Raw genomic sequence first — 13108 nt, 5'->3', positions numbered from 1 at the left:
ATATAAGTGCGCCCAAAAATTCACTTTATTTTTCACTCTTCTTATCCTCCTGTTATTGTTTTATTGTATAGTTAAGGCCTCTGCCTTCAACCCATTTTTAAACCTGCATTATATATTCTCCTCAATCCACTGGCTCATGGAGCGGAATATAATCCACACAGAAGTAGCTCCGGCATCCTGTAGCCCAATTGCTTTTTCCCCAAAATACTTAGCTCTTCCAAATCGTGCCTTCACATTTTTACTGTATTCTACCCCCTTACCGGCACATTCTGCTGCCTGTGAAAATCCTTCCTTCAATCCTTTTCCCTTAGCCGCAGCTAACCTCAGAGCTTCCGCAGCCGGCTCCAATGCATCCACCATGGTTTTGTCTCCCACCTTCGCCTTCCCCCTTTCCTTAAGAGCCAGAAGAGAGCGATTGAATACCTGTGAGAAATCTTCTAAATTCCAGAAAAGATGATTATCTCTTTTCGAAATCCCGCTAATAAATACAGTCCCGAACAAAACACCGGAAGCCCCTCCCATTGTATCTAACAGGGTCCAGCCAGTCACGCGGAACACCTCTTCCATACTTTCAGGGCATCTTTCCTTCAACGTCTTCATAACATTTGAAAATCCGCGCTTCATACCCGTTCCATGATCACCATCACCAATCTCCATATCAATTTCTGTTAGATAAGGCTCGCTTTCTACTATCTTTTGAGCTACATATAAAATCATTTCCCGACACTGTTTATAATCCATTTGATTCATAATCCGCTTTCTCCTTCCCTGCCATTTTGAACAATGGCGAGTATGCCGGCTGATTGTAAAAACTGCGGTACCGCTCGTCCATTTTTAAAAAAGTAAGTGAAAATCCACCTGCCCCCTGGGTAGGAAAGAGAGACTCCACATAAGAATCACTAACATGAATCCCCTTCTCCGCCAAAAGTTTTAATATCTGCTTCTGCAATACATAACTTTCTATTACTGTAGTGGCTTTAAACAGATTTAAAAACACGGAAATCTCATCCCCTGCTGTTAATTTCGTGTCTTTCAAGAGTAAATCTACCACGTGGCAGGCAATCTCATCTGCTGATGCAAAGCAGCTTCTCTCTATCCCCATCTCACCATTAAACCCCATGCCGTACTCAACTATCCCCTCCGGCAGGTCGTATGCTTTCTTTCCAGTTTCCAGAACATAGGCAGGCGAAGTGGTAACACTGCAGGTATAAAGATTATCATTGACTAATTCTGCAATTGCAGCCGTATCATCCAGAGACAGCCCACAAGCTGCTGCTGCCGAAGCAATCTTCACTGCCAGTGCAACACCGGCTACGCCTCTTCGCTCCTTCTTCTCAGGTGAAGAAGTTATGTCGTCTGAAATATATATTCTTTTTGTACGGATTCCTTCCATTTCAGCCAATTCAGCAACCAGTTCAAAATTCAACACATCGCCCGCATGATTGGTAGCAATACACAGGACTCCATGTTTGTTAGGCACATTCCGGATTGTGTTTAAAATAGCCTTGGCCGCAGGAGCCACAAATACATTGCCTAATGCACACGCATCGGCCAGGCCCTTTCCTACATATCCTATGGGCCAAGGTTCATTGCCGCCTCCTGCCCCAATAATAACGGAAACCCTGTCCTCTGTATTCCTGCGCATCAGAATATTGCCTTGATCCAATTTCCGATATTCATCTGGATAGCTGTTCACATATCCTTCCAGCATTTCATCAATTACTGTCTCCGTGTTGTTAATCATTCGCTGCATAAGCTTCATCCCCCTTATTTATTTTACTTTAACAGAAAAAAGGATGAAAATCTTTTCAGAAACTGAAAATAAACATCCGGCAAAGTAATGTTTCAAATGCCTGTTCAGCTTCATTTCAAGCATCTCCTTTGCCGTTTATTATAATTGGAGTCATACCTGATATCAAATACATATACAGAATGGAACTGCATACTTGAAAAGGTTACATTGACGGAGGAGGGGATGCTGCTTCGCAAACGCGCCGAAGAAATGGTTGAACTGATGGAGAAAACCAAAGCCGAACTCACTTCTTCTAATGAAAATATCAACGGCGAGGTATATATCGGATGCGGGGTAACAGATGCAATTTCCTTTTTGGCACAGGCCGCCCAGAATCTGCAGAAAAAACATCCTCTGATTCATTATCATATTTACAGTGGCGATGCTGAGAGTGTTATGGAAAGATTGGATAAAGGCTTAATCGACTTCGGCCTTCTGGTAGGTTCTGTGGATGTGGCAAAATATGAATACATGAGGTTCCCCATGAAAGACACCTGGGGCGTCCTAATGCGGAAAGACAGCCCGCTGGATAAGCTGATTAATACCACAGGAGAAAGCAGACTCTGCTTCAAGCCGCTTTCCCCAGCCCTGGAGTCCGGCCTCTGTATCATATGGAAAAAGCATCAGGTCTTTTCGCGGGCATCCAACAAGTTCCTACACCAATTACAGTGCGGGATAGAAAATAAATAGAAGCAGTTCAGACAGACAATCATTGCTTCTCCCCCTCTGGGAAAAGCAGCCAAAACCCCTTGTATCTATGGATAAAAGGGCTCTGATAATAACAAAATAAACGGCTGGAAGAAAAACATGACCATAGCCACTGTTCCATATAAAAGATATAACTCACTTTTCCTGCAGCCAAGTCCATCTAATTGAGGAATCATTTTTATGATCATCCTGCCAATCAGATACCCGGCCAACGTACCTGCCGCATTCGTTATCAAGTCATTGATATCGGTTGCACGAAAGGTAAATATCTGTAGTATTTCAATACCAAATGATGTCATCAGGCCCAACCCCACTGTTTTCATCATGCTTCTATAATCGGGCCATAAGCATGGAACAGATATACCTAAAGGAATAAAAAGCAAAATATTCAGATAGCTATTCGTTATATCGGTCAGCATACCATAAAGAGGAATAAAATTATAAGACCAACCAATTTTAATCCCTGCTGCACTTGGAAAACCCACCAAAAAGCACATTGCAGTCAAATATAACGTAAAAATAACATAGGAAGCCGTCTTTTTTATGTTGTGGAAAATAAATATTTGATATAAAAAAAGAATCGGTATCAGTATTGTTGATGCAGCCGCGGTTTCTATACCTGTTGAATATATTCTATACATAAACATCTCCATATGCACATCCTGTCTCTGTACTAAATAGGTGTATCCTTTCCGGCTTTAACCGGATATATACCTCCTGCCCGACCTGGCCTGAGAAATCCGCGCCTGTTACCATCGTAATATCCGGTATGCCAGACGCCGTGAGGAAAACTGCCACTTCACGCCCGGTATTTTCTAAAATGCTGATTTTCATCCGTACCGCATGAGGCTCATCCGGTGCAGCCGGCATAACATGTTCCGGACGGATACCGGCCTTAACAGACCCATGTACTCCTCTTACGGTCAGGCTGCTTTTATCCATTGGAATACGGACATTTCCCAGGGTCAGATAATGTTGTCCGCTATTTGAAACAAGCTCTGTGTCCCACACATTCATATTAGGTGATCCTATGAATGTTGCAACAAACAGGTTCGCCGGATTTCTATATATTTCCTGCGGCGTTCCAAACTGCTGTAACACGCCGCCATTTATTACGGCGATACGCGTACCCATCGTCATTGCCTCCGTCTGATCATGTGTAACATATATGGTTGTTACGCCCAGTTCCCGCTGAAGCCTTATAATCTCCCGGCGCATTTCTGTGCGTAGCTTCGCATCCAGATTGGCTAACGGCTCATCCATGAGAAAAAGTCCGGGTTTTCTTATCATGGCCCGCGCAAGGGCAACACGCTGGCGCTGACCGCCGGATAGGGCCCCCGGTTTCCTTTCTAGCAGATCATCCAGCTCCAGCTTTTGCGCCACTTCTGCTACCCTTCCCTCCCTTTCCTGTTTGCCGATGTGCTGCATTTTAAGGGGAAAGGCAATATTATCTTTTACTTTCATATTGGGATAAAGGGCGTAATTCTGGAATACCATGGCGATATCGCGGTTCTTTGGCGGAACCTTGTTCACAATCCTGCCATCCATAATGACCTCGCCGCTGCTTATGCTTTCAAGTCCTGCAATCATGCGCAGCAGCGTTGTCTTTCCGCAGCCGGAAGGGCCTACAAATACAATAAATTCCCCTCTCTTTATTTCCATGTCCATATCCTTAACAGCATGGACATCACCAGGATACCATTTATTCACCTTGCTTATCTGCAGATTGCCTGCAAAATTCCTGTTTTCCATAAATCAATCCTCTATTAATCCTTCATTCCGGAAGATATAATGCCCTGCTCCAGATATTTCTGACCGGACAGGAATATCAAAAGAGGTGGCATCAGCGTAATCAGTGACGCGATTAATGATACCCCGGCGTTATCCGCTGTGATATTTGACATATACAATGACAGCGGCCAGAGCGCCTGGTTTTTTAAGAAAGCCTGCGGCGCCTCTATTGCGTTCCAGTATTCCAAAAACCCTAATACCACAGCCGACAGAATGCCCGGCGCGCCCAGCGGAAGCCCAAACCGTAAAAATGTCTGAAATGAGGAAGCCCCATCCACGGCCGCCGCCTCCATGACCGCCGCCGGTATGTCCATGAAAAAACGTGTCATAATGAATACCGGAAGCGTTGATGCCGCGCCGGGCAGTATGACCGCCCATACAGTATCAATCAGGCCCAGCTTATTCAGGACAAGATAGCTGGAAACCATGGTTACCTGAAATGGCATCAGCATCAGGACAATATACAATGTATAGAGTATTTTTTTTCCGCGAAAGTGAAACTTTGCAAACGCCCATGCCGCAGGAGCGCCCAAAAGGACATGACCGAGTATGATTGGGAAAACCTGCCTGCAGGAATTCCAGAATACCGTAAAAAACTGGGGCGTATCCAATAATAGTTCCACATATGCCGCCAGTGTGGGATAACGCGCAATTACAGGCCATACAGCCGTTCCTCCCCTGCCTTCCAGGACAGGCGCAAGGTTTTCAGACAACTCTGCCCCTCCCATAAAGGTCCCGGATATCAGCATCCAAAGAGGCATCCATATAAAAACCGCAATCAAAACAAGGGGCACGCCAAGAAGCCATTTTTTCATATCCTCTCTCATATCCGCTCTCCTCTGTCCATGATTTTTTGCATCAGTAAGATTAAAATAAATACCAGAATTGCCATCATCACAGCTCCGGCACACATTTTATCCACATCCAGATTACCGTACCAGTTATTGAATAAATGCTGAAGCATGTAAATACTGTCATCCGGATAACCTCCCGCAATCAGATAAGCCTCCCTGAATACCTTAAAGGAATTGAGCAGCGACAGCACTGTAATGGTAAATAATGTGGGCATGAGATTGGGGAGTGTAATCCTTACAAACCGCTGTATGCTTCCTGCTCCGTCTATCTGCGCCGCCTCATATAATGCCGGATTTATGGCACTGAGTCCTGACAGCCACAGTACCATATCATATCCGAAATTTTTCCACAGATAAGCAAAAACCACCACGCCAAAGGCTGCCTTACTTCCAACCCAATCAACCGGAACCATGCCCCAAAGTGCAAAGAATGCGTTGAGAAGTCCATTTTTGTGAAAGAACACCCGCCACAAAAGCACAATCGAAGCAACGGGAACCGCCATGGGCACAAGAAACGAGGTCTTGAACATACCGCGCTTTTCCCTGAAGGATGCCAGCATCAGTGAAACAGCCAGGGAAAAGAGTAACAGAAGCGGTATGCAGACTAAGATAAATTTTGCTGTATTGGCTGCCGCCAGCTTAAACGCATGGTTTCTCAATACTGCCAGATAGTTCTGAAATCCTACAAACCGGTCACTGGCAGCCAGAAAAAAGGAACGGCGCAGAGCATCCAGCATAGGAATCAGAACCATAATGCTTACGAACAGCAGGCTCGGCAGCAAAAACAGCCATGGCACCATTTGTTCCCTAAGCCAAACACTGTATTCATGTTTTTTCCTCATCCAAAACCCTCCCTTCACCATCAGCGGCGGCAAATGTTTCTTTCAGATAATAGAACAGAAAATCCACACATATCCACAGGCATGGCATCAGATACATTGCTTTGCAAAAGGTCATATTGTGAACAGATGCTATCTTGAATGATATCAGGCAAATCGTCAGTGTATATGCCATACAAAAGAAAATCATTCTTTTGTATGAGCGTATGGATACCAGCATTGCTGCGGCTGCCGTAAAGGCAGAGGCGCACACAGAAAGCAGCACTGCCATAAACGACGAGGTCCAAAGCTCCATATCCCGGAAGGCAGGCCCTGCCGTCATCCAGGAGACCATATTTTTTCCCTGCTCCTCAAACAGATTTCCCCAGAATCCAAAATCAGACCACATGGCAGGGATAAAATCGGAAGGAAACTTAGGCAGGTCTATACAAAACCATAATCCGGCCAATATTCCAAACGCCATTAAAAGATACATTGCCAGCAGGATAGGATAATGGCAAAGCCTTTTTCCATACATAATCACGCGCCCAAGGATTCCAAATGCCAGAATGATTGCAGGAAGCCTGAATATCATACCAAGTACCCATGCAAATAATGTCAGGTCAAGAATCCGTCCCTCCGGAAAACCTGCCGATGAGAGATACTGATTTGTCCTTTCCCTTGCTCCCGGACCTGTAAATGTCAGCTGCATATTGGATAAGGGTTCTTCCGATTCAGCCTGCGCCTGTAAGAATAACCTTGGTTCTTCCTCCTCAAATGTGCCTCGGACATAGAACTGCTTTCCTTCCACCCTTACCGGCATCCCAATCGCGTTGGTACTTCCCCACAAGGAGAATGCCAGGCCGGTACTGACTGCACATCCAGACACATCCGATCTGGCCGGATAAGCACCGGCAATCAGCATGGAGGATGATATATCCCCATAGTCTCCAAAGACAGCAACTACATTTACATTCATTTTCTGGTTATCTGAAGCCATTACTTCCTGTTCCGGGTATGTCTGCCATAAGGTGACCTCCGGCTGGTTTCCTGCTCCATCCTGCCTTGCATATGTCTGCTGCCTGATAAGCCCTGAGGGGCTGACACCGCTCGTTTCCCATTTAATGCCCACACTTGTACAGTAACTTATGGCCGTACTATAGAAAGAACATGCGGTACACCAAAGAACTGCTGCCAGTAATGATGATATTGTCAACGTCCGGTAATGAGCAAACCTGTCAATTTTCAATACGGACCCTGTCTCCTTCCGATATGATCTTATTCGAGTTTATGACCACCTGATCCGAATAAGTAAGCGCGCCCTCAACATACATCGTCTGGCTGTCCCTTTCCTTAACTGTTATATCTACCCTGGCAATGACCCATTCTGTTCCCAGTACGGAGCTTTGTTTGCGGAGTACGAAAACGTGGTCTCCGCCGGAATCACTTCTGAGTGCGGTAAGAGGCAGACAATTTTGATACGTCTCGCTTTTCCTGCTCATAAAAAGCTGTGCCGGCATACCGGAAGAATAACTTCCCTCTGGCAGAACCGCAGTTACTAAAACCTGGTCCGACTCGTCCTGCGGACTGATGGAATGAATCTCCACATCTGCTTTTTGTGAGCTTCCATCCAATCCGTAATGAAGCTCTCCCTTGTCCCCGGCTGAAAAGTGGCGTGCTGAATCTTTATCCAGTTTTCCTTCAAAAACAAATCCTCTGTCAGCACAGGAAAGTATGACTGCATCTTCCCCCTCCTTTGTTTTATCCCCACGTTCCAGCGTCCTCACCACCGTTCCAGGGGCCGGGGCCAAAAGGCATCCCCCATTATCCAAAATTCCCTGTAATGCAACACGCGATTTTTCCTTATCTGACCGCTCAGATTCATAGGTAAGCCTGTCAATCTCATCTTCCTTCTGCAATACATCAGCCTGTCTCCGGGCATCCTCCAGTACTGCCTGCGCAGTCTCAATTGCCCTTCCCGCAGCATAGAGTTCTTCCTCCTCAGAATATTGGTTATCCTCAGACTCACGCCGGGCACGGTTTAATGCTTCTCTTGCAGCATCAATGGCAGCCTGAGCCTCACTGACCGCAGATTCAGTTGAGAAATCTTTTCCTTCCCGGACTGCTTCCAGCACTGTTTCTGCTTCATAAAGAGCATCTTTGGCTTTTTCAGTTTTATGTCTCCAGCGTCTCTTGATGGAGTCCAGGTTATCGTCTGCCCTGTCATAGGACGATGAGGTATAGTCTGCTTTTGAAAGCTCCTTTTGGGCCTGGTTATATGCCTTTTGCGCAATGGAAAGTTCTTCCTCTGCCGCCTTCAGCTCCTCCGTATAATCCGCGTCATCATCGGGCTGCTTCCCTGCAATCGCTTCCTTAATTTCGCTGACTTTCTGTTTTGCCATATTAAGATCTTCTTTCGCCTGTTCATATGTTTCTAATGCCTGCTGATAACCATCCTCTGAATCATCAAGATTTTCTGATTCCTCATCCAGCGCCTGTTCTGCGGCACGGATGGCGTCCTCCGCGTCCTCCCTTGTGATATCCAGGTTTTCCCTCGCTTCCTTCACGAGCGCTTCTGCCTTCTTAATAAGATTTTTTTCCGCATCTGCCAGTGTTTCTTCAAGTTTTGTATAATCTTCTTTTAATCGTATCTCTGTCCTGGCATACTTCGCAGCAATGCGCTCATACGCCTTTTGGGCATCCACAAGCGTACGCTGTGCCTCTATCACATCATTGCCGCCATTGTTTCCTGATAAATTGATTCTCAGGTTAAGGATATGGATTTCTTCTTCCAGTTTCTTAATCTGTTCTTCCACGGAAAATATATCAAATTCTATCAGTACTTCGCCTTTGTCTACCGCCCTTCCCTTCCCTGCATTGACGGACACCACCTTAAGGCCATCCGGAAGGCTAATCCCCTTCTCTGCTGCCGCATGGATAATCCCTTCCATTTCAGCCCTGTTCATTAACGTTTTGCTTGTCATGGAAGATACTGAAACAAGGGCAGTTGTAAAAGAATGGGAAGCACGGGAAATGATTGTGCATACAAACATGAATGCAAAAAATCCAATCATAAGATATACAGCCATGCGCTGCACGCGGTCTTCCATAAGGGGCCTGTATTTCTTTCCGGAAATAAGCATGGCCTTTTGTTGTTTGATTTTTTCCCCAATATGTAAACGCATAGCTGTATCATCTCCTATAAGGTTAATTAAACACAATCATAATGATTCTGTCTGCCAGGTAAGAGCCGTCTGCCTGCTGTTTTCCAAAACACAGTACAAAATCATGATTACTTATCCCGTCCTTTTCACTGTCCTCCAAAGAATAGCTGCTGCCATCCGATTTCACGGTTCCTTTTTGAAATACTGTGTCTTCTGAATAAATAACCGTCATGCTGCCCCCATCACCAGAGGATGAAGTGCCATCCGCAAAGGGCGACGTATTGATCACGCATCCGGTATCCGAGCATTCGCCAGCCGTGCCGCTCAAATCAGCAGACTTCATCATGTCATTCGCATCTGCAAACGTATCCATTGTATCTGACTCCTCGTTCCCGGCATCATCCTGAATTTGCAGATGCGAATCATTTTGGACCGTCTCCTCCTGCTTCTCAGGTTCTTCCTCCTTACTGGCAGTATTTACAGGATTACTTTCCTGTCTCTCTGTCATTTCAATTCTTTCTGTTTCGGTTTTTACATTTGGCTCTGTACCTGCGCATCCGGTAACCAATAGCATCCCCGCGCAGATAGCTGCATATATCCCCATCATTCCTCTTTTCATAAGCTGTCTTTTCATACTTTTGAATCCTTTCCTTTGCATATAATATTTTTACATTTGTTCATTGATATAAAGGCTGGCCCGGCTCTGAATTCTTTCAGCCGTTTCCCGGGCGCTCCTGGCCCCTGAAAAATATTCCCGCGCCTCTTCCAATATAAGTTCTTCCAGTGTCTGATTGTCATTCTCCACATAGGCTGCGCTGTTTAAAAGCTGCTTTGTCAGCTCCGCATCTTCTTTTGTTGCCTTACCATCTTCGTAAATCCATGTCCAGATGGATTTTCCTTCTACCGCCGCCTGCGTGACCTTATCAAACGCCCTCCGATGAATCGGAAGCATCATACAGGACATCTGGTGGTCCTCTGTCAATAGTGTCCTGACGAATTCCCATGCCCCTTTCTTCCGGGTGCTGGACGAGGAGATTCCAACCTTCACTTCAGGTTTGATTGCATGGTATTCACCGCCGTCTCCGGGAAGTCCAAGAAACTTCAGGTTCCCGTTGTAGTAATTTCTGTACTGGGTGATATGGTAAACGCTCAGCACTGCTTCATAGGCTGCTGCATAGGTATCACTCATCTCCGTTCCTCCAAAGCCATTCTGGCTGCTTACCTGTATTTTACCGGCAAATTCCAGCATTTTTACAAATTCAGGCGAATCAAAAGAGCACTTGCCCAGGTTCCAGTCAATAAAACTGCCATCTGTCTGAAGCATGACTTTCAGGAAGGAAGCACCAGACAGATTGTTTATGGAATTGGCTCCGTAAGTATCAAGGACCTTTTCCAAATCCTGAATGGTCCAGCCATTGCTTCCATCCACAACATCCGCGCCAGCCAGCATAGTGGATATGGCTACTCCGTCTGTAAGATAAGGTAACTTTCCATCCAGGCTGATAGCTTCAAAGACATTTTCAAAATAATCCTCTGTACGTATTTCCGGATCATGTTCCATATATGGATAGAGGTCTTCCAAAAGCCCTTTACCTTGATAAATCTGTACAGACAAATTACTCATATCCAGGATATCCGGCATATCACCAGAGATAATCCGTGTATTAAGATTCAAAATGGCATTATCCCATTCCTCATTGGACACATTTTGTGCATACGGGAAATACTCTGTCAGCTCAACCTTATACCTGTCGTTTGTTTTGTTAAAATCGGATACAGCCTGGACAAGGCCTGGAGTCGCGCTCAGGCTTACCATACTCAAAACCTCCCTCTCATCCACACCCTCGGTCAGCACCGCCATTTCATACGATAATACCCCAGTCTGATTGGATGAGGCTGCCAGGACCACAAAGCGCCCATCCGTGCATTCCCCAAGATGAACTTCTGATGTGCCAAGTCCCATATCCGACCAGTTAAAGACAGGGATGCCCTCCTGCGCGCCCGCAGCATACCCATACAGAACGGAAGAATCAAACCGGTAGAAATCTTTGTTCACACCTCCGTACAGTCCTGCTGTTGCTCCCAGATAGATTTTATCTTTCCTCCAATCCTGGCTCTCCATGTCCACTGTAAGCAGGTCATAGTTCATACGGTCCGAGGAAGTCGCACAAATACCTATCTGTCCCTCGGCAGTCGTCGTGGTTGTCATAAGATTCCCCTCATAATCGAGAGAAAATAAGAAACGGCCGTTATTGTCGAATAAATAGACCAACGTATTTTTGCCTTTGGCAGCCACACAGATATTCCCCTCTAAATCAATGCTAAGGAACAAATCCCTTCCAACTGCCGATATGACCGGGGTATCCATCACACCTTCCAGGTCAACCGATTGAACCAGCGAACCACTGTTGTCAAATTTCCTTAGACTATAACCGCCTGCCTTCTCCAGGCAAACCGCCCAGATGCTGTTATCCGGGGCAAAGCCAAAATCCAGAAGTGAAACAGAGATATCCAAATCCAGATTCTGTTTCAAAAATTTGCCGTCATCAATGTCCATTGCTGCCAAATAGGACGTCCCTTCTTCCTCCAGGCAGCACATATAGGCCATATCATCTTTGAGCAGAAGTCTTTCGATTCCTGTCACCGTGTCCGGAATATCAAAAAAGTCTGTAACATAGGAAGAAGCAGGCTGCATGGTATCCATGCGGTTCCCGCAGGCTGATACGGTAAAAATCATTGCTGTTGTTCCCAGAATTCTAAAAATCCGTTTTATCTTCTTTCTCATAGCCACCTCCATTTTCTAAAATTACCTCCTTTCATATAAATATTGCCTGCTCTATCAGGCAGTTTAAGCATACCATTGATGAGCAGGAAGTTTTTTAATTTAAGATAATTGATTTTCTATGGAATGGTAAATGAATGATTAAGAAATTCCTAAGGCTATATGATAGGGATATTGAAAATAACCAGTTGCTGGATATTTTGAACAAGACCACCCGCAAAATACGTGAAAAGGCCTTGATTGGTATCTTCCGTATGGGACATTCCCATTTCTACGTTTGTATTGAAAACTGCTGCCATTGACGCCTTCTCCATATGGTAGCGTTTCCAAAGCTGTCCTGGCATGTCTACACCTGTGCTTTCACCAACCGGAATCTGTTCAGAAATACGGACTTCCGTTTCCAAGCCAAGATAAATTTCCGGTTCCGCCAACGTTTTTCTCTGGATTTCCAAGATGATATTTCCTACCACCAGCGGAACCCTTTCGTCTACTAAGACGTAATTCATGGAAACTTCCGGCTTGTCAAATGTGTTAAGCATTGGCAAATCCCTCCTGTACCCTTCGGGTGTGGTTCCATACGTTTCCTTGAAAGCCCGCGTAAAATTTGCATGGCTTGTAAAGCCATAGTCCAAGGCAACGTCAAGTATTCTCTGTCCGGTATTACCCAGATTTTCAATCACCTTAGCCAGACGGCGGAGCTTCACATATTCCTGAACCGGTTTATTTACCAGCCGCTTGAACAAACGCTGAAAGTAGAAAGGGGACAGGCCAACGATATTTGCCAGATCTTCCGTACAAATTTCTTCTGTTAAGTGTTCCTCGATAAAAGTTAAGGATTGTTCGATTGCTTCCCATGCGTACATTGTTGTACCTCCTGTATTTGATGTTCACATTATATCATCTTATTTTTTGCCGGGCTTTTCACACAATGCGCTTTTCATCAGGAAATCACACTGTATAAAATAGTAACCCTGAGTTAAATATTATTCCCATCCAGGGAATCATAAATGTCGAGTTCCCATAGTCCTGATTCCCATATAAAAACTTATGAAGCGCCGTGACATTGGTCTCCAATCTGTCAGGAATCACACAGCCCACAGATTTTCAAGAGTGGCTGTCTTATGTACGGCAGGAAAGCCTTCAAAAGCCGCAATACTGCAGCTCCCGGATTTGAATATCATATAAAACAGGCGGGCCCG

11 protein-coding genes and 1 pseudogene are annotated in these 13108 nt (G+C 45.3%); 1 reads left to right on the top strand and 11 read right to left on the bottom strand.

Annotated features, from left to right (window positions below; genetic code table 11):
• Positions 1 to 108: 108 nt before the first annotated feature.
• Positions 109 to 750, bottom strand: a complete 642-nt coding sequence (gene dhaL / locus DWX59_RS10070) for a dihydroxyacetone kinase subunit DhaL (RefSeq protein WP_117558606.1) — start codon at positions 748 to 750, stop codon at positions 109 to 111.
• Entirely contained in the window at positions 731 to 1744 is a 1014-nt protein-coding gene (locus DWX59_RS10065) for a dihydroxyacetone kinase subunit DhaK (protein WP_235844996.1), read from the bottom strand. Before DWX59_RS10065 ends, dhaL begins: the two co-directional genes overlap by 20 nt.
• Positions 1745 to 1975: 231 nt before the next feature.
• Here DWX59_RS10065 and DWX59_RS10060 point away from each other — a divergent pair, with 231 nt between their 5' ends.
• Positions 1976 to 2482: a LysR substrate-binding domain-containing protein gene (locus DWX59_RS10060; RefSeq protein ID WP_117558602.1), complete on the top strand. Its 507-nt coding sequence runs from the start codon at positions 1976 to 1978 to the stop codon at positions 2480 to 2482.
• Positions 2483 to 2547: 65 nt separating this feature from the next.
• Here the strand turns inward: DWX59_RS10060 and DWX59_RS10055 are convergent, their stop codons facing one another.
• The 9 genes and pseudogenes from DWX59_RS10055 to DWX59_RS10015 form a co-directional block, all read right to left on the bottom strand.
• Complete coding sequence (locus tag DWX59_RS10055) at positions 2548 to 3141, bottom strand: VanZ family protein (protein WP_117558676.1); 594 nt, start codon at positions 3139 to 3141, stop codon at positions 2548 to 2550.
• Positions 3134 to 4252, bottom strand: a complete 1119-nt coding sequence (locus DWX59_RS10050) for an ABC transporter ATP-binding protein (protein WP_117558600.1) — start codon at positions 4250 to 4252, stop codon at positions 3134 to 3136. Before DWX59_RS10050 ends, DWX59_RS10055 begins: the two co-directional genes overlap by 8 nt.
• Positions 4253 to 4266: 14 nt before the next feature.
• Complete coding sequence (locus tag DWX59_RS10045; protein WP_117558674.1) at positions 4267 to 5106, bottom strand: carbohydrate ABC transporter permease; 840 nt, start codon at positions 5104 to 5106, stop codon at positions 4267 to 4269.
• 8 nt (positions 5107 to 5114) lie between these two features.
• Positions 5115 to 5987: a carbohydrate ABC transporter permease gene (locus tag DWX59_RS10040; RefSeq protein ID WP_117558598.1), complete on the bottom strand. Its 873-nt coding sequence runs from the start codon at positions 5985 to 5987 to the stop codon at positions 5115 to 5117.
• Positions 5971 to 7212: an ABC transporter permease gene (locus DWX59_RS10035; RefSeq protein ID WP_117558596.1), complete on the bottom strand. Its 1242-nt coding sequence runs from the start codon at positions 7210 to 7212 to the stop codon at positions 5971 to 5973. Before DWX59_RS10035 ends, DWX59_RS10040 begins: the two co-directional genes overlap by 17 nt.
• Complete coding sequence (locus DWX59_RS10030) at positions 7202 to 9148, bottom strand: hypothetical protein (protein WP_117558594.1); 1947 nt, start codon at positions 9146 to 9148, stop codon at positions 7202 to 7204. Before DWX59_RS10030 ends, DWX59_RS10035 begins: the two co-directional genes overlap by 11 nt.
• 22 nt (positions 9149 to 9170) lie before the next feature.
• Positions 9171 to 9761, bottom strand: coding sequence for a hypothetical protein (locus DWX59_RS10025; protein WP_117558593.1), 591 nt, complete (start codon positions 9759 to 9761; stop codon positions 9171 to 9173).
• A gap of 33 nt (positions 9762 to 9794) precedes the next feature.
• A complete protein-coding gene (locus DWX59_RS10020) occupies positions 9795 to 11924 on the bottom strand; it encodes an ABC transporter substrate-binding protein (protein WP_117558591.1) in 2130 nt (709 codons plus the stop codon).
• 179 nt (positions 11925 to 12103) lie between these two features.
• Positions 12104 to 12772 (bottom strand): annotated as a pseudogene (locus DWX59_RS10015) (helix-turn-helix domain-containing protein); the annotation flags it as partial.
• Positions 12773 to 13108: the final 336 nt, after the last annotated feature.

The organism is Enterocloster aldenensis, from assembly GCF_003434055.1.
Classification (GTDB): domain Bacteria; phylum Bacillota; class Clostridia; order Lachnospirales; family Lachnospiraceae; genus Enterocloster; species Enterocloster aldenensis.
This window is presented reverse-complemented; position numbering and strand designations above follow the sequence as displayed.

What these genes read in the sequence shown, in the direction of transcription:
- dhaL (WP_117558606.1), bottom strand. Translation starts at nt 750, where the DNA reads ATGAATCAAATGGATTATAAACAGTGTCGGGAAATGATTTTATATGTA.
- DWX59_RS10020 (WP_117558591.1), bottom strand. Translation starts at nt 11,924, where the DNA reads ATGGAGGTGGCTATGAGAAAGAAGATAAAACGGATTTTTAGAATTCTG.
- DWX59_RS10065 (WP_235844996.1), bottom strand. Translation starts at nt 1,744, where the DNA reads ATGATTAACAACACGGAGACAGTAATTGATGAAATGCTGGAAGGATAT.
- DWX59_RS10030 (WP_117558594.1), bottom strand. Translation starts at nt 9,148, where the DNA reads ATGCGTTTACATATTGGGGAAAAAATCAAACAACAAAAGGCCATGCTT.
- DWX59_RS10025 (WP_117558593.1), bottom strand. Translation starts at nt 9,761, where the DNA reads ATGAAAAGACAGCTTATGAAAAGAGGAATGATGGGGATATATGCAGCT.
- DWX59_RS10040 (WP_117558598.1), bottom strand. Translation starts at nt 5,987, where the DNA reads ATGAGGAAAAAACATGAATACAGTGTTTGGCTTAGGGAACAAATGGTG.
- DWX59_RS10055 (WP_117558676.1), bottom strand. Translation starts at nt 3,141, where the DNA reads ATGTATAGAATATATTCAACAGGTATAGAAACCGCGGCTGCATCAACA.
- DWX59_RS10060 (WP_117558602.1), top strand. Translation starts at nt 1,976, where the DNA reads ATGCTGCTTCGCAAACGCGCCGAAGAAATGGTTGAACTGATGGAGAAA.
- DWX59_RS10050 (WP_117558600.1), bottom strand. Translation starts at nt 4,252, where the DNA reads ATGGAAAACAGGAATTTTGCAGGCAATCTGCAGATAAGCAAGGTGAAT.
- DWX59_RS10045 (WP_117558674.1), bottom strand. Translation starts at nt 5,106, where the DNA reads ATGAAAAAATGGCTTCTTGGCGTGCCCCTTGTTTTGATTGCGGTTTTT.